The organism is Shinella yambaruensis, from assembly GCF_022899355.1.
Lineage (GTDB): Bacteria > Pseudomonadota > Alphaproteobacteria > Rhizobiales > Rhizobiaceae > Shinella > Shinella yambaruensis.
This window is the reverse complement of the sequence record NZ_JALJCK010000006.1, coordinates 90,565-106,831: the sequence shown is the minus strand read 5'-3', so window position 1 is coordinate 106,831 and position 16,267 is coordinate 90,565. Positions and strand designations below refer to the sequence as shown.

General features: G+C 65.5%; 12 protein-coding genes. 1 reads left to right on the top strand and 11 read right to left on the bottom strand.

The annotated features are described in order from the left end of the window. Positions 1 to 135 precede the first annotated feature (135 nt). The 4 genes from MUU56_RS15570 to MUU56_RS15555 all read right to left on the bottom strand — a co-directional run bounded on the left by MUU56_RS15570 (position 136) and on the right by MUU56_RS15555 (position 5,107). Positions 136 to 1,188, bottom strand: a complete 1,053-nt coding sequence (locus MUU56_RS15570) for a sugar phosphate isomerase/epimerase family protein (protein WP_244768211.1) — start codon at positions 1,186 to 1,188, stop codon at positions 136 to 138. Between the two features lie 288 nt (positions 1,189 to 1,476). Continuing rightward, entirely contained in the window at positions 1,477 to 2,430 is a 954-nt protein-coding gene (locus MUU56_RS15565) for a substrate-binding domain-containing protein (RefSeq protein ID WP_244768210.1), read from the bottom strand. Positions 2,431 to 2,523: 93 nt separating this feature from the next. Further along, entirely contained in the window at positions 2,524 to 3,534 is a 1,011-nt protein-coding gene (locus MUU56_RS15560; RefSeq protein ID WP_244768209.1) for an ABC transporter permease, read from the bottom strand. Between the two features lie 46 nt (positions 3,535 to 3,580). Further along, complete coding sequence (locus MUU56_RS15555; RefSeq protein ID WP_244768208.1) at positions 3,581 to 5,107, bottom strand: sugar ABC transporter ATP-binding protein; 1,527 nt, start codon at positions 5,105 to 5,107, stop codon at positions 3,581 to 3,583. A gap of 220 nt (positions 5,108 to 5,327) precedes the next feature. On the opposite strand from MUU56_RS15555, the gene MUU56_RS15550 reads away from it, so the two are divergent. Beyond that, positions 5,328 to 6,359 carry a LacI family DNA-binding transcriptional regulator gene (locus MUU56_RS15550; protein ID WP_244768207.1) on the top strand — a complete coding sequence of 344 codons (1,032 nt, stop codon included), beginning with the start codon at positions 5,328 to 5,330 and terminating at the stop codon, positions 6,357 to 6,359. Between the two features lie 34 nt (positions 6,360 to 6,393). On the opposite strand, the gene MUU56_RS15545 is transcribed toward MUU56_RS15550, so the two are convergent. From MUU56_RS15545 to MUU56_RS15515, 7 genes are all read right to left on the bottom strand, one after another. Further along, complete coding sequence (locus MUU56_RS15545; protein WP_244768206.1) at positions 6,394 to 7,902, bottom strand: methyl-accepting chemotaxis protein; 1,509 nt, start codon at positions 7,900 to 7,902, stop codon at positions 6,394 to 6,396. Between the two features lie 348 nt (positions 7,903 to 8,250). Then, the gene (gene xylA / locus MUU56_RS15540; RefSeq protein ID WP_244768205.1) at positions 8,251 to 9,561 is read right to left on the bottom strand and encodes a xylose isomerase; all 1,311 of its coding nucleotides are present in this window, start codon (positions 9,559 to 9,561) and stop codon (positions 8,251 to 8,253) included. Positions 9,562 to 9,588: 27 nt separating this feature from the next. Next, complete coding sequence (gene xylB / locus MUU56_RS15535) at positions 9,589 to 11,043, bottom strand: xylulokinase (protein ID WP_244768204.1); 1,455 nt, start codon at positions 11,041 to 11,043, stop codon at positions 9,589 to 9,591. 10 nt (positions 11,044 to 11,053) lie between these two features. Further along, positions 11,054 to 12,103 carry a LacI family DNA-binding transcriptional regulator gene (locus MUU56_RS15530; RefSeq protein ID WP_244768203.1) on the bottom strand — a complete coding sequence of 350 codons (1,050 nt, stop codon included), beginning with the start codon at positions 12,101 to 12,103 and terminating at the stop codon, positions 11,054 to 11,056. Between the two features lie 83 nt (positions 12,104 to 12,186). Continuing rightward, the gene (locus tag MUU56_RS15525) at positions 12,187 to 13,332 is read right to left on the bottom strand and encodes a metallophosphoesterase (RefSeq protein ID WP_398432643.1); all 1,146 of its coding nucleotides are present in this window, start codon (positions 13,330 to 13,332) and stop codon (positions 12,187 to 12,189) included. Between the two features lie 37 nt (positions 13,333 to 13,369). After that, on the bottom strand, positions 13,370 to 14,959 hold the full coding sequence (locus MUU56_RS15520; RefSeq protein WP_244768201.1) for a DHA2 family efflux MFS transporter permease subunit: 1,590 nt from the start codon (positions 14,957 to 14,959) through the stop codon (positions 13,370 to 13,372). 26 nt (positions 14,960 to 14,985) lie between these two features. Continuing rightward, positions 14,986 to 16,188, bottom strand: a complete 1,203-nt coding sequence (locus MUU56_RS15515) for an HlyD family secretion protein (RefSeq protein WP_244768200.1) — start codon at positions 16,186 to 16,188, stop codon at positions 14,986 to 14,988. Positions 16,189 to 16,267: the final 79 nt, after the last annotated feature.

Sequence of the window (16,267 nt, the reverse complement as noted above, 5' to 3'; positions counted from 1 at the left end):
CGGCCTGCCGGCCACCTTCTCCCCGCAAGCGGGGCGAAGGGGATATGCCGCGCCGTCTTCCTCATACAATAGCCATTCGTGGGGCACCTTCCCTCTCCCCGCCTGCGGGGAGGGGATTAGGGTGAGGGGCAGCCCTCAAAGCCCCAGCATGCGCCGGTTGGCCGCCTGGTCCGTGCCGCCGTCGGCAAAATCGTCGAAAGCCTTTTCCGTGACGCGGATGATATGCGCCTTGACGAATTCCGCGCCTTCCCGCGCGCCATCCTCCGGATGCTTCAGCGCACATTCCCATTCCACCACGGCCCAGCCGGCAAAGTCGTTGGCCGCCATCTTGGAGAAGACGGCGCCGAAATCGACCTGGCCGTCGCCGAGCGAGCGGAAGCGGCCGGCGCGGTTCACCCAGCCCTGGTAGCCGCCATAGACGCCCTGCCGGCCCGTCGGGTTGAACTCGGCATCCTTCACATGGAACATGCGGATGCGGTCCTTGTAGATGTCGATATTGTCGAGATAGTCGAGGCATTGCAGCACGTAATGCGACGGATCGTAGAGCATGCAGGCCCGGGCATGGTTGCCGGTGCGCTCCAGGAACATCTCGTAGGTGATGCCGTCATGCAGGTCCTCGCCGGGATGGATCTCGTAGCAGACGTCGACGCCGTTTTCTTCCGCATGGTCGAGGATCGGCTTCCAGCGCCTGGCCAGTTCGTCGAAGGCGGTCTCGACGAGGCCTGCCGGGCGCTGCGGCCAGGGATAGACGAAGGGCCAGGCGAGCGCGCCGGAAAAGCTGGCCATGGCATCGAGGCCGAGATGCCGCGAGGCCGTCAGCGCCATCTTCACCTGCTCCACCGCCCATTCCTGCCGTGCCTTCGGGTTGCCGCGCACTTCCGGCGCCGCAAAACCGTCGAACGCCTCGTCGTAGGCCGGATGCACCGCGACGAGTTGGCCCTGCAGATGGGTGGAAAGTTCGGTGATCTCGACGCCGTTCTCGCGCGCCCTGCCGGCGAAGTCGTCGCAATAGGCCTTGGATTCGGCGGCCTTCCTGAGGTCGATGAGGCGCGCATCCCAGCTCGGGACCTGCACGCCCTTGTAGCCGATGTCGGCGGCCCATTTGGTGATCGAATCCCAGGAATTGAACGGCGCGGCATCACCGGCGAACTGGGCGAGAAACAGGGCCGGGCCCTTGATCGTCTTCATCTGTGGCGTCCTCCCATGGACCGGGCCGCACCTTGCGGGCGGCCGACGATATTCTTGCGGTACGTACCGCAGCGCGTGGAAAGCTATCGGCGTTTGGCGGGGTGGGCAATGCCGATTTGCAAGGCGAGTACCCTTCTCCTCCGTCATGGTCGGGCTTCACCCGACCATCCACACCACGCCCGCGACCTGGATGCCCGGGTCAAGCCCGAGGATGGCGGAAGAGAATGAGGAACTGTCGTTGTCAAACCGCCCGGGCCATCATGTCCCGGGCGGCTCGTTTCCGTCAGGTCAGAACGGGGAATCCGGGAAGTAGAAGTCCTTCGCGTTGTCCTTCGTCACCAGCGTCGCGTCGATCGTGTAGACGCCGCGGACCGGGACCTGGCCGTAGAAGTTGGCGGCCGTCATTTCGAGCGCAGTGCCCACCATCGCCGGCGGATAGAGCACGTCGACCGGGATCATCTTGTCGCCGTCCATGACCTTCTTGATCATGTCCTTCGAGCCGGCACCGGCCACGACATACTGGATGTCCGTGCGGCCGGCCTGCTCGATGGCCTGCAGGACGCCGACGGCCATGTCGTCGTCCTGGCACCAGACGACGTCGATCTTCTGGTACTTGGTGAGATAGTCCTGCATGACCTTGAAGGCGTCGTCGCGGTTCCAGTTGCCGTACTGGCGATCGAGAACCTTCACGCTCGAGCCTTCGATGCCCTTGTCGAAACCGTCCTGGCGCTCCTGGTCGATCGGGATCGGCATGCCGCGGATGACGACGACCTCGGCTTCCGGCGTCGTGGCCTTGATGTATTCGCCGGCCGTCTGGCCGAGCGCGAAGTTGTTGCCGGCGACATAGAGGTCACGCACGGAATTGTCGTTCGTGCTCGGCGCACGGTCGACCAGCGCGACGAAGGTGCCACTGTCCTTGATTTCCTTGATGGCGTTGACCAGCGGATCGGGATCCGTCGGCAGGATGACGAGCGCATCGATGCCCTGCGTTGCAAGGTCCTGCACGGCATTCGCCTGGCTTGCCGGGTCCGGCGACGTCTTGACGACGACGTTGAGGCCCGGATGGCTCGCCATCAGGAGCTTGGCGACACGCTCGGCATGGAAGATCACGCCGGCCGTCCAGCCGTGGCTGGCCGCGGGGATCGAGACGCCGATCGTCACCTTCTTCTCTTCCTGTGCATGGGCGAAGCCGGTGAGAACGGCGAATGCCGCAACCGTCAGGCCCAGTAGTTTCTTGCGCATGAGTTTCCTCCCAAAATCAGGTCTTCCTCAGAGGCCGGGCGACCTGTAGACCCGGCTACTTCCCCGCAATTCCATGGCTGGAACTGCCTGGTCTCACGATTTGCGCACCAGCGAGCGCTGGACGAGCATCGCAATGATGATGATCGCGCCCTGGATGGCCCCGATCAGGTATTCGCTGATGAAGTTGGAAAGCAGCATGATGTTGCCGACCAATTCGAGGATGAAGGCGCCGCAGATCGTGCCCCAGACACGCCCCGCCCCGCCCTTCAGAGCCGTACCGCCGACGACGACCGCGGTGATCGCCTGCAACTCCCACAGGATGCCCGTCGTCGCCGAGGTGGACCCGAGGCGCGGCACATAGAGCAGCACGGCGATGGCGACGCACAGGCCCTGGATGACGAAGGCGATGGTGCGCACGCGGTCGACCGGAATGCCCGAATAGCGCGCGACATCCCTGTTCGAACCGACCGCCACGACATGCCGGCCATAGCGCATGCGATAAAGCACGAAGGCGGCGATGGCGGTGACGACGAGGATGACGGCGATCGGCACCGGCACGCCGAAGATCGAGCCGAAATAGACCGGGCGATAGAGCGCCTGCAATTCCGGCTCGCGCAGCGTGATCGCGCCGCCCTGCGAAAGCCAGGTCGTCAGGCCGCGATAGATGCCCATCGTGCCGAGCGTCGCGATGAAGGGCTCGATCTTGCCGACGGTGGTGATGAGGCCGTTCAGAAGGCCGCATCCCGCGCCGATGACGACCGTAAGAACCATCGCCGCGGTCAGCATCAGCGAGGGATCGGCGATCGCGCCGGAATTCATGAAGAGGATCATGAGGCTGGCGACGAAGGCGACCATGGCGCCGACCGAGAGATCAAGGTCGCCGGACGAGATGACGAAGGTGGCGCCGACCGCGATGATCGCGATGAAGGCGCTGCGCGTCGCCACGTTCGCCAGATTGGTGAAGCCGATGAAGTTGGGGTTCACCAGCGCGCCGACGACGAGCAGCAGGGCCAGCGCCGCGAAGGGCGCGACGGCCCTCAGGTCGACATCCCGCCAGCTGCGACCCTTGCCCTTCGTTTCGACCGCGTCTTCGCTTGCCGTCATGTCCGTCCCCAACCTTGAATTCTGTGTGATGCCGCCGGCGCAAGGCTCAGGCAGCGGCCTTCTTCTTCAACCCTGCCGAATAGCGCATGATCTCCTGCTCGGAGATCTCCTCGCCTTCGAGAATGCCGACGATCCGCCCTTCCCGCATCACGGCGACGCGGGTGCACAGGCCGATGATCTCCGGCATCTCGGAAGAGACGACGATGATCGACTTGCCGTCGCGGGCGAGCGCCGAGATGAAATGGTAGATCTGCTGCTTGGTGCCGACATCGATGCCGCGTGTCGGCTCGTCGATGATGATAACGTCGGGCTCGGTCTCCATGACCTTGGCAAGCAGCAGCTTCTGCTGGTTGCCGCCCGACATGCGGCCGGCGACGACGCGTCCGTCGCGCACGCGGATATCGAAGCGCCGGCGCGCGCGCTCCAGCGCCTCCGCCTCGCTCTTCGGGCTGAGGTAACCGTAATGACCGTGCTTCTCCAGCGATTGCAGCGTGAGGTTCGCCGTCATGCGGGAATTCAGGAGCAGGCCCTTGTGCTTGCGGTCCTTCGTCATATAGGCGATGCCGACGCGGTTGGCGGCATGCACGTCGCCGCCCGGCACGCTTTCCCCGCGCACCGAAACCTCACCGGAAAGGCGCGGGCGCAGCCCCGCCACGGCCTCCATCAATTCCGAGCGCCCGGAGCCGATCAGCCCGGAAAAACCGAGAATCTCGCCCTTGCGCACCTCGAAGCTCGCATCCTTGACGTAGTGGGTCGAAAGGCCCGCCACGGCGAGCGTTACCTCTTCGTCGACGCTGGGCTCCTGCTTGGAGGGATAGAGGCTGGAAAGCTCGCGGCCGACCATCAGCTGGGCGATCGACTCGCCGTCGAGAATGGCGGTGGGCGCGGTCTTCACCCATTGCCCGTCGCGCAGCACCGTGACCCGGTCGGTGAGCTCCATCACCTCGTCCAGCTTGTGCGAGACGAAGACGAAGGAGGTGCCCTCCTCGCGCAATTTGCGCACCTGGCGGAAGAGATAGCTGGTCTCCTCGCGCGAGAGCACGGCCGTCGGCTCGTCCATGAAGATGATGCGCGCATCGCGGCTGATGGCCTTGGCGATCTCCACCATCTGCTTGTCGGCGATGGAGAGCGAACTGATCAACGCGTTCTCGTCGACATGGGATCCGAGCTGGTCGAGCACGCGGCGCGTTTCGGCGCGCATGAATTTCCGGTCGAGCACGCCGTAGCGCGTCACTTCCCGGCCGAGAAACAGGCTCTCGGTGACGGTCAGGTGTTCGGCGAGGTTGAATTCCTGGTGGATGATGACGATGCCGAGCTGCTCGGCCTGGCCGTTCGGCGGCAGCTTGACCGGCTGGCCGTCAAGAAGGATCTCGCCCGATGTCGGCTGCTCGAAGCCGGAGAGGATCTTCACGAGCGTCGACTTGCCCGCGCCGTTCTCGCCCATCAGGGCATGGATCTCACCGGCGCGCAGCTCGAAATTGACGCTGAACAGCACCTGCACGCCATTGAAAGACTTGGCGATGCGGCGTGCAGCGAGAACGACGGGAGCCCCGTCGGCAGCGTCCGGATTCATGATTTCCTCCCTGCGGCTCCTCGACCGCTTGAGAAACGATGTAAACCTTTACACGATCCATGTAAAGGTTTACATCATGGGATATCAGGAATTTTCACCAAGCGCCGTTTGACCCTCAGTCCAGTCTGTGTAGTGTCCCCCGCACTTCGTTTGTTAATGCAATTCCGGATGCTGCGCTTCGCACCCCCGCCGGACTTGCCCGTGCCGAGTGAGAGCCAGTTTGTCGACGTCCAGCCCCGCCACGATCGAGGATGTTGCGCGCATCGCGCAGGTCTCGATCGCGACCGTATCGCGGGCGATCCACACCCCGGAAAAGGTGGCCAACTCGACGCGGCTGAAGGTCAACCAAGCGATCGCGATCACCGGTTATACGACCAATGCGATGGCGCGCAGCCTGCGCCTCGGCCGGTCGAACATGATCCTCGTCGTGGCACCCGACATCGGCGACCCGAACTTCTCCAACATCCTCGTCGGCCTGGAGAACGAGGCGCGCGCGCACGGCTACGGCATCCTGATCGGCCATACGCAGAACGATCCGCAGCGCGGCCTCGAATACCTGAAGTTCCTGAATTCCAACCAGGCGGCCGGGCTGATCCTCTTCACCGGCATCCTGCCCTTCGGCCACCAGTCCATGACGGCCCGCCTGCCGCCCAGCGTCGGCGTCTTCGAGCCGGTCTACAATGGCGGCATCCCCTATGTCGGCGTCGACGACATCGAAGGCGCGCGCAAGGCGGTCGATCTCCTCATTGCCGAGGGACATCGCAAGATCGCCTTCATCGGCGATTCGCGCACGCGCCTTGCCTATAGCCGGCGCCGCCAGGGCTATGATGCCGGGCTCGACGCCGCGGGCGTGCCGGCCGGCGAGCGCATCATCCTGGAGGGCGACGGCACGATCGAGAGCGGGCGCCTCGCGCTCGAGCAACTCTTCATGCGCGACACGCTGCCGAGCGCCTTCATGTGCGTCAACGACCAGACGGCGATCGGCGTGATGATCGGCCTCGGCGCGCGCGGCTACGACATTCCGAACGACTTTTCCGTCACCGGCTTCGACGACGTGCCGCAGGCGAGCTTCATGACGCCTTCGCTCACCACCATCCGCCAGCCGCGCACCGCGATCGGCAAGAGCGCCATGGCGCTGCTGTTCGAGCTTCTTTCCGACAGCGAGCCGACTGACACGGAAATCCTGCTCCGGCCGGATCTGATCGTGCGCAATTCGGTCTCCGCGCCGTCGCGGCGGTTCCAGAAACGGTAGAAGCCCTCGATCCGGGCACGCACGCCGCCAACCCTTACCCGTAGCGGCGCTGGGCCGGCTTTGCCATTCGCTGCTCGCGCGCCGCCGAAACCGTGAACCGGTCGACGAGACCCTTCAGCGTCGTGCTGATCTGCATGAGATTGTGCGTCGCGGCATTGGTCTCCTCGACCATCGCGGCATTCTGCTGGGTCATCTGGTCCATGCTGCCGACGGCCGTATTGATCTCGGAAATGCCGGCCGACTGCTCGCGGGCGGAGCTGGCGATGGCATCGATATGCGCGTTGATGTGCACGACCTGCTCGCCGATATGATGCAGCGCCTCGCCCGTCTTGTTGACCAGCGATACGCCGAGCTGCACGTCCTCGAAGGACTTGTCGATCAGGGCCTTGATCTCCCTGGCCGCGTCCGCGGATTTCTGCGCGAGTTCGCGCACCTCCTGCGCCACGACGGCGAAGCCCTTGCCCGCCTCGCCCGCCCGCGCCGCCTCGACGCCGGCATTGAGCGCCAGGAGGTTGGTCTGGAACGAGATCTGGTCGATGACGCTGATGATCTGCGTGATCTTCCCGGAGGAGTCCTGGATGGCGCCCATCGCGGAGACTGCCTGTTCGACGATCTGGCCGGAGCGCCGGGCCTCGTCCGTGGCGCTGCCGACGACGCGGCGGGCCTCTTCCGCGCGCTGTGCGGCCTCGCGGGAAATGGTGGTGATTTCCTCGACGGCCGCAGCGGTCTCCTCCAGCGAGGCGGCCTGCTGCTCGGTGCGCTTGGCCATGTCGTCCGTGGCATTCACCAGTTCGCCGGAATTGCCGGCCGCATCGTCCGCCGCCGTGACGATGGCGCCGAGCGTGTCGTCCAGCTTCTCGATCGCCCCGTTGAAATTGGAGCGCAGGCGCTCGAACTGCGGGGCGAGCGGCGTGCTGATCGAGGCCGTGAGGTCGCCGCCCGCAAGGCGGGTGAGCGAGGTGTCGAGCGCAGCCAGCGCCTCTTCCTGCTCGGCATTCAGCGCCTGCCGTTCGGCCTCCGCCTTCTCGCGCTCCTCCTGCAGCGCCTCCAGATAGACGGAGATCGCGTAGTCCATGTCGACGAGCGCGGCCTTCACGATGGCCGAGATCTCCTCGCCGAGCGCAGCCGCCTTCTTGCGGTAGATGAAGCCTTCGAGATGTTTTGCGATGACGCTCTCGACGATCGCCTCGAGGATCAGCGCGTAACCGCCGATATACCAGCGCGGCTCCAGGCCGAGGCGGGCATGCGTCTTGCCGATCATGGTGACGGCATCGACATATTGCGTATCGAAACGCGCCGAGCCGATCAGTTCCCAATGCTTGACCTGCCGGCCCTTGGCACTCTGGATATGGGCCTCATTGGCAAAGAAACGCGCCGTCTCGGGCGTGGCCCGCGCCTTGCGGTAGAAGGTGTCGAGGGCACCATCGAGCGAGGCGGAGATCGTCGGCAGCGCGCGCTTCAGCGCATCACGCTGGCCACCGTCGAGCTCGACGAAGGAGAGGCGCTCGTTCAGTTGCTGGGTCTTGGCATCCTGCGCTGACATCCGGAAATCCTCGTGCGGTTGGAACGGCGATCGACGCCGGCCCCAAATCGGGCTCCGGCTTGCGGTCTGTCGCGATTTTTCGCAGGAGATGGTAAACAAACATCTACGAACGGAACGGCGATACTTTACAGAAATTGATAGAAGTCAAAAAAGTTGCAGTTTTCTCCAATAATGGTTCCTTACCCATATAATTTTAGGGGATCTGGAAAGAAGACACCAAATACAACCAGACGCAAGGCAAAGTATATCTCACCTAAGGTGAGGCGGCTCGCCGCACGGTCTCCCCGAACAAGAAAGGGCGCTAGGAAGGCGCCCTCTCCGGTCCATGAATGACCTCTCCCAGACACGTCAGACGTAACGGTTGACGACGTTTTCCAGGAATTCCTGCCTGCCGGAGCGCGGCTGCGGATTGATGCCGTCGGCAAGCACATAGGCTTCCAGCGCGTCCAGCGAGGAGCCGCCGGACAGTATCTTCTGCGCTTCCGGCGTCTGCCAGCCGGCATAGCGCTCGGCGAGCGGACCGGACAGCGCCTTGTCCTCGATCATGCGGGCCGCGGCCTTCACGCCGCGCGCGCAGCAATCCATGCCGCCGATATGGCCGATCAGGAGATCGGCCGGATCGATCGACTGGCGGCGCAGCTTGGCGTCGAAATTCGTGCCGCCCGTGGTGAAGCCACCGCCGGAGAGCACCTGATAGAAGGCGAGCGCCATTTCCGGAACATTGTTGGGAAACTGGTCGGTGTCCCAGCCGGACTGGTAGTCGTTGCGGTTCATGTCGATCGAGCCGAAGATGCCGAGCGCATTGGCAAGCGCCAGCTCGTGCTCGAAGGAGTGGCCGGCGAGGATCGCGTGGCCCTGCTCGATGTTGAGCTTCACTTCTTTCTCCAGGCCGTATTTCCTGAGGAAACCGTAGACCGTGGCGACGTCGTAGTCGTACTGGTGCTTGGTCGGCTCCTGTGGCTTCGGCTCGATGAGGATCGCGCCCTTGAAGCCGATCTTGTGCTTGTATTCGACGACCATGTTGACGAAACGGCCGAGCTGGTCGAGCTCCTGGCCGATATTGGTGTTGAGCAGGGTCTCGTAGCCCTCGCGGCCACCCCACAGCACGTAATTGTCGCCGCCGAGGCGGTGCGTGGCGTCGATGCAGGTCTTCACCGTCGCCGCGGCGAAGGCGAAGACATCCGGATCCGGATTGGTCGCCGCGCCCCCCATGTAGCGACGGTTGGAGAAGAGGTTCGCCGTGCCCCACAGCAGCTTCACGCCTGTCTCGGCCTGCTTCTTTTCAAAGTAGTCGACGATCTCGTTGAGGTTCTTCGTGTTCTCGACGAAATCCCTGCCCTCCGGCCGCACGTCCGCATCGTGGAAGCAGTAGAAGGGAACGCCGAGCAGCTGGAAGAATTCGAAGGCGACGTCAGCCTTCAGCTTGGCCGCCTGCATGGAATCCTCGAACCACGGACGCTCGAAGGTCTGCCCGCCGAAGGGGTCGCCGCCCGGCCAGACGAAGGTGTGCCAGTAGGCAACGGCAAAGCGCAGGTGATCCTCCATGCGCTTGCCGAGCACGATCTCGTCGGGATTGTAGTGGCGGAAGGCGAGCGGGTTGGTGCTGTCGGGGCCTTCATATTTGATCCTGGCGATATCGCCGAAGAAGCCGGTGGCCATGGGTGTCTCCTCTGGTGTGCTTGCTGGTCAGTAGGCGGCGCGGATTGCCGGATAGAGGCGGCGATAGCGCTGGTAGGCGTCCTCGTAGGCGGCGCTCAGCGCCGTCTCGGGTTCGATCGTCTCGGCCGTCGCTGCCGCACTGCAGACCGCAACGGGGTCCGCACCGGTTGCCGCGACGAGGCCGAGGCGGGCAGCGCCGAAAGCGGCGCCGAAATCGCCGTCCGCCGGCAGGTCGACGGGCAGGTTCAGCGCGGTGGCGATCGATTTCAGCCAGTAGCGCGAGCGCGAGCCGCCGCCGATGGCGGTGACGCGGGAGAGCACCGTTCCGGCGGATTTCAACGCTTCGAGACTGTCGCGGATGGCGAAGGAGACGCCTTCGAGCACGGCTTGCGTCAACACCGTGCGGCTGCTCTCATGGCCGAGGCCGAGGAAGGCGCCGCGGATCGCCGCATCGTTGTGCGGCGTGCGCTCGCCCGAAAGATAAGGCAGGAAGGTGACGCCGGACGGCGCTTTCAGCGCATCGCCGAGTTCCTGTGTCAGGTCTGCGGCGGAGGCACCGGTGACGCGCGAATGCCAGTTCAGCGCATCGGTGGCCGACAGGATCACGCCCATCTGGTGCCAGGTGCCCGGCAGCGCATGGCAGAAGGCATGCACGGCACTTTCCGGGTTCGGCAGGTAGTTGGCATTGGCCGCAAACAGCACGCCCGACGTGCCGAGCGAGACGAAGGCCGCCCCCTCGCGCACCGTGCCCATGCCGCAGGCCGAGGCGGCATTGTCCCCCGCCCCGCCGGCAACGACGATACCGGCGCCGAGGCCCCATTTTGCGGCAAGCTCCGGCCGCAGGATGCCGGCGGCATCGGTGCCTTCCACCAGCGCTGGCATCTGGCGCTCCTCGAGCCCGGTCGCCGCCAGCAGTTCGCCGGACCATTTGCGCGCGCCCGTATCGAGCCAGGAGGTGCCCGCCGAATCCGACATTTCCGACATGTGCTCGCCGGTGAGCCAGACGCGCAGAAAATCCTTCGGCAGCAGGACCCAGCGGACCTTCGCGAAGATATCCGGCTCGTTGTTCTTCACCCAGGCGAGTTTCGGCGCGGTGAAGCCGGGAAAGACGATGTTGCCGGTGATCCGGCGAAAGCGTGGATCCGCATCGAGCGCCGCCGCCTCGCGGTGGCTGCGCGTGTCGTTCCACATGATGCAGGGGCGCAGCACCCTGTCCTCGGCGTCGAGCAGCGTCGCGCCGTGCATGTGGCCGGACAGGCCGATGCCGCGCACGGCGGCGAGCGCGGCGGGGTGGGCGGCGCGAAGGCCGGCGATCGCCTCCTCCGTCGCGCGGATCCAGTCCGCCGGGTCCTGCTCGGACCAGCCGGCCTGCGGCCGCGCGGTCTTCACCTCCGTGCTGGAGGCCGAGCCGACGACCGTCTGCTCCGCATCGATCAGCATGGCCTTGACGCTCGACGTGCCGAGGTCGATCCCGAGATACATGGCGTTCTCCCTAGTTGCCGTCATCCCCGTCCGGACCGGCCGGAAGGTTGTCCTTGATGAAAATGTCGAGGCGGATGCGCTCCTGCGCCGCGATGACGGGCAGGCCGTCCGCCTTGGCGCGCAGCACGCGGATGGCGCTGCGCACCTCGTGGCCGGCGTCCTGGTTGAGCACGGCATCGATGGTGCCGGTTTCGAGCGCGGCGCGGGTATGGTCCGTCAGTTCGTGGGCGATCACGCAGATATCGTCGCGGTCGCCGGCGGCAAGCGCCGCGACGAGGCCCCGGTTGCCGGCACCGAGGCTGTAGATGCCGGCAAGGTCCGGAACGGCGGCGAGGCACTCGGAAATCAGCGCACGGGAGCGGGCAGGATCGTCCTGTCCCTCCAGCACCGGCAGGATCGCGCGCGTGACGGGCATATCCGCCATCGCAGCGCAAAAACCCTCCAGGCGCTCGCGATGGTCGCGCACGCGCATCGAGCCGGCGAGCACGGCGACGGGACCGGGCCGGCTACCGAGGAAACGCCCCAACAGGCTGCCGGCCGTGCGGCCTGCGGCAATGTTGTCGACACCGACGAAATGATCGCGGCCGGAACCGGCAAGGTCGGAAACGAGCGTGACAAGGGGAATGCCGGCCGCATGCGCCCGGCCGATGGCCGCGGAGACCTCCGGCGCGTCCACCGCGACGGCGGCGATGCCGGAGACCTTTTCGGCAATGGCGCCGTCGATGGCCTTCGCCAGCGCGCCGGCGTCGAAGGCGGGAACGGTGACGACGGCAAGCCGGGTGCGCTCGTTCGCCGAATGCATGCCGGCGCGGCGCACCTCCGCCTCGAGCCCGCGCATGAAGGGATTGTCGCCCGCCGGCAGGATGAAGACGAGCGGATAGACCCGGCTCTTGGCAAGGTTCGCCGCCGCCACGTCGCGCACATAGCCGAGCGCCGCAATCGCCGCCTCGACCCTGGCCCGCGTCACGCCACGAACGCCGGGCCGGCCGTTCAAGACGCGGTCAACGGTGGCGAGGCTGACGCCCGCCTTGTCGGCAATATCGTGAACCGTAGGTCTCATTTCTCCTCCGTGCCGAGACCCATAGAGGAATTTCTGATGTACGTAAATCAGAAATTTTCACGCTGCTGCCCGGCCGTGATTTTTCAGCCCGAAAAGCGCTTGCTGAAGGCGTGGGTAAAGATGATCGCACCCGGCCTGTCCCCGGCGCGGGCAAGCACGACATCCATGAATCCGTTCGTGACGCGGACAAGCGCAAAGCCGCCCAGGAAGGCCGCGATGGGCTTGAAGATATCGTAGCCCTCGCGGTCGTAGATCATCGGCGTCGGATGCTCGTGGCCGTGGAAGATGCCGACGACGTTGTACCCCTTCAGTGTCGAAAGCAGACCGGCACGCTCCTCCTCCGTCCACCAGTGCGCGGAGCCGGCGCCCTGCGGATCGAAGGTCTTTGCCGCCGGATCCCAGTGTTCGGTGGAAAACCGGTCCCAGCCGTAGTGCTGGAACAGCACGACCGGCCGGCCATCCGCCGCATAGGTGGCAAGGTCCTGCTTCAGCCAGGGCAGGCCGCTGATGGCGCCCTTGGTATCGTCGCCGCCGAAGCGCTGGAGCTGCACGAGATGCAATCCGCCCCAGTCCCAGGAGAAATTGTCCGACTCGATATCGTAGTTCGTCACCGGCACCGGCGCCTTGTAGAAGACGGTGGAGCGGTGGTTCAGTTCGACATAGTCGCGCAATTCTCGCCGGTACCAGTCGAGATGCGGCGGCACGCCGTCCTGGTCGAGGTCGTGATTGCCGAGGCCGTTATAGACCGGATAGTGTACGCGGTCCGGCCCCGTGCCCTGCTGGTAGCGGCTGGCGAACTGCTGGAGCTGCCGCCCCTCGCCCGGCACCTTTACCTGCCCGCCGCCGTCATCCGTCATGTCGCCGCCGAGCACCAGGCCGAGCGGCGCCGCGATGGTCGTGCCGGCGCCGGCAAGGCCGGACGGCCTGCCGTCGATCTCCGCCGGCCAGGCAAGGCCGCCGACCGCATTCACCGCCGCGACATGCCGCAACAGCGCCGCATCGGTTTTGCCCTCGTCCGCGCAGTTGGGGCTGAGCCCGTCCGCCGAGACGAGGCAGGCATGCACGTCGCAGGAGAAAAGGAAGGTCGCATCCGTCGCCGGCCGGGCCGCGCGCGAAGGGAACACCGGCAAGGCAAGCGAGAGCCCCAGGCCGCCGGCGGCGGTGAGGAGACGACGGCGCGTGGGATCGAACGACAAGCGGGCCTCCGGGCAGGGACAGGACCACCCCATTGTGACGGAGCGATCCCGATCACCGCAAGAGGCAGGTTCAGTGCCCGCTGCCCCGCACCGCGCCCTGCGGCTTGCGGATTGCCAGCACACAGAAGATGAGCGTCGCAAAGAGGCCGGTGAGCAGCACGAAGATGTCGATGAAGGACAGGATATAGGCCTGCTGCTGCACCATGCCGGCCATCTGCTTGATGGCGATGGCGGGGCCGTCGAGGCCATGGGCGCTGTAGTTCGCGGCCATGCTGTTCATGCGCTCGACGGCTTCGGGATTGCCCCACTGCACATGCTCGGAGAGGCGCAGGTAATGCTCCTGCGAGCGCTGGGTGAGGATCGTGTTGATGACCGCGAGCCCCACGGCGCCGCCGAGATTGCGCGTCAGGTTGAAGAGGCCGGAGGCATTGCGGATGCGGTCGGGCGAGAGCGTGCCGAGCGCCACATTGTTGATCGGCACCATGCAGATCATCAGCGAGACGCCGCGCAGGATCTGCGGCACGAGCAGTTCGTAGAAATCCCAGTCGGCCGTCAGCTGCGTCATCGACCAGGTGCCGAGCGCGAAACCGCCGAAGCCCATCATCATCATGACGCGCGGATCGAGCCGCGACGACATCATGCCGGCGATCGGCGCCGTGCAGAACATGGCAAGGCCGGAGATGAACAGCGTCTCGCCGATCATCAGCGAATCGTAGCCGCGGATGCGCGCCAGATAGAGCGGATAGAGATAGGTGAGGCCGTAGAGGCCGATGCCCATCGTGAAGGAGAAGATCGAGCCGAAGGCGAAGTTGCGGTTCGCGAAGGCGCGTAGGTCCACCACCGGGAACGGCACCTTGAAGGCGCGCCAGAAGAAGACCACGGCGCCGACCACGACGGCGACGGATCCCATGACGATATGCTCGTCGCTGAACCAGTCCTTGTTGTTGCCCTCTTCCAGCACATATTCGAGCGAGCCGAGGAACACCGCCATGGAGATGAGGCCCCACCAGTCGAAGCGCTTCATCAGGCTGAATTCCGGCTTGTCGAAGTCGATGAGATTCCAGGTCAGCACCGTGACGATGATGCCGGGGATGATGTTGACGAGGAACAGCCAGTGCCAGGAGAAGGCGTGGCTGAGATAGCCGCCGACCGTCGGGCCGATGGTGGGCGCGAGCGTGGCGACGAGGCCGATCATCGGCGAGACGACCGACCGCTTGGAGGGCGGGAAGATGGTGAAGGCGGCCGCGAAGACCGAGGGGATCATGCCGCCGCCGATGAAGCCCTGGATGGCGCGGTAGACGATCATCTGGTCGATATTCGTCGCGGTCGCGGCAAGCGCGCTCGCCAGGGTGAAGCCGGCGGCCGAGAAGGCGAAGAGCACGCGCGTCGAGACGATGCGCGCCAGCGTGCCCGACAGCGGGATCATGATGACCTCGGCGATGAGATAGGAGGTCTGCACCCAGGCGATCTCATCGGCGCCTGCGCCGAGGCCGGCCTGGATCTCCGAGAGCGAGGCCGAGACGATCTGGATGTCGAGGATCGACATGAACATGCCGAAGACCATCGCGAAGAACGCGACGACGCGGCGGACGGGAACCTTGTCGGCCTGCGCGGGCGCCGCCATCAGGGCGCCGGCTGCCGGTTGAGCGGTCGCGGCCATGGCCCGCGCTCCCTTGCTGGAGGTCTCTACTCGGCCCGGGCGGCGAGCGCCGTGCCGTCCGGCGCCGTGCGGCTGTCGACGTCGACGACGACGCTAAGACCCGCGCGCAGCTTGCCGGTGTCGAGCGCTTCCCGGGGGATGGCGATGCGGACCGGCACGCGCTGCGTGACCTTGGTGAAGTTGCCCGTGGCGTTTTCCGCCGGCAGCAGCGAGAAGACGGAGCCGGAGGCCGGCGCGATCGAATCCACCGTGCCGACAATGTCGTCCTCCTCGAAGGCATCGACATGCAGATGCACTTTCGAGCCCGGCACGAGACGAGCGATCTGCGTTTCCTTGAAGTTCGCCTCGACATAGAGGTCCTTCACCGGAACAAGGGCCGCAAGGCGCTGGCCGGCCGAGACGAGATCGCCGACCTGCACGGAAATATTGCCGACGACGCCGTCATAGGGCGCCTTCAGCACGGTGAAGCCGAGGTCGCGCTCGGCCTTGTCGCGGGCAAGCTCCAGCGTGCGGATCTGGCTTTCGGCCTCCGCGCGCTGCGCCTCGAGCACGGTGATGGCCGCCTTGGCGGCAACGATATTGGCATCCGCGCCGACGAGATTGGCCTTGGCCTGGTCCAGCGCCACGGTGGCGCTGTCGAGCGAGGCGGTGGTGCCGACGGCCTTGGCGTTCAGCTCCTTGGCGCGCTTTTCGGCGACTTGCGCGCCGCTGAGGGCGGCCTGGTAGGCCGTCTTCTGGGCATCCGCCTGGGCAAGGCTTGCCCTGGCGCCTTCGATCTGCGCGTCGATGCGGCCGAGCGAGAGCTTCTGCGTCGCGATCTGCGCCTCGGCCTGCTCGCGGGCGAGCCGATAGTCGCCGTCATCGAGCGTGACGAGCGGATCGCCGGCCTTCACCGTCTGGTTGGCGACGGCGTTGACCACGGCCACATAACCGGAAACCTTGGGGGAGATGGAGGCGATATCGCCCTCGACATAGGCGTCGTCCGTCGAGATCATGAAGCGGCCGTTCGTCCACCATTCATGGCCGTACCAGCCGGCGGCGGCGATGAGGGCGACGGCAAGGATCGGCAGCGCTAGGCGCCGGCCGCCCTTTCTGGTCTCCGGCTGGGCCACGGTGGCGGCGGGTGCAGCCTCCGCCGTGGTTGCCGGCCGCGCCTCGGCGGTCTCCGCCTCGAAATCATCGTTGACCGGACGAACCTTCGCCGTGCCGGCGCCATGGGAAGTCGACATGGGCTTGCCACCATCTCTGGGATAAAATTCCGAACTGAACCGTTCGGTTCGATTTGACATAGTCCTCTTTCTCGCGCAT

What these genes read in the sequence shown, in the direction of transcription:
- MUU56_RS15570 (WP_244768211.1), bottom strand. Translation starts at nt 1,188, where the DNA reads ATGAAGACGATCAAGGGCCCGGCCCTGTTTCTCGCCCAGTTCGCCGGT.
- MUU56_RS15515 (WP_244768200.1), bottom strand. Translation starts at nt 16,188, where the DNA reads ATGTCGACTTCCCATGGCGCCGGCACGGCGAAGGTTCGTCCGGTCAAC.
- MUU56_RS15555 (WP_244768208.1), bottom strand. Translation starts at nt 5,107, where the DNA reads ATGAATCCGGACGCTGCCGACGGGGCTCCCGTCGTTCTCGCTGCACGC.
- MUU56_RS15525 (WP_398432643.1), bottom strand. Translation starts at nt 13,332, where the DNA reads ATGGGGTGGTCCTGTCCCTGCCCGGAGGCCCGCTTGTCGTTCGATCCC.
- MUU56_RS15565 (WP_244768210.1), bottom strand. Translation starts at nt 2,430, where the DNA reads ATGCGCAAGAAACTACTGGGCCTGACGGTTGCGGCATTCGCCGTTCTC.
- MUU56_RS15560 (WP_244768209.1), bottom strand. Translation starts at nt 3,534, where the DNA reads ATGACGGCAAGCGAAGACGCGGTCGAAACGAAGGGCAAGGGTCGCAGC.
- MUU56_RS15545 (WP_244768206.1), bottom strand. Translation starts at nt 7,902, where the DNA reads ATGTCAGCGCAGGATGCCAAGACCCAGCAACTGAACGAGCGCCTCTCC.
- xylA (WP_244768205.1), bottom strand. Translation starts at nt 9,561, where the DNA reads ATGGCCACCGGCTTCTTCGGCGATATCGCCAGGATCAAATATGAAGGC.
- MUU56_RS15520 (WP_244768201.1), bottom strand. Translation starts at nt 14,959, where the DNA reads ATGGCCGCGACCGCTCAACCGGCAGCCGGCGCCCTGATGGCGGCGCCC.
- MUU56_RS15530 (WP_244768203.1), bottom strand. Translation starts at nt 12,103, where the DNA reads ATGAGACCTACGGTTCACGATATTGCCGACAAGGCGGGCGTCAGCCTC.
- xylB (WP_244768204.1), bottom strand. Translation starts at nt 11,043, where the DNA reads ATGTATCTCGGGATCGACCTCGGCACGTCGAGCGTCAAGGCCATGCTG.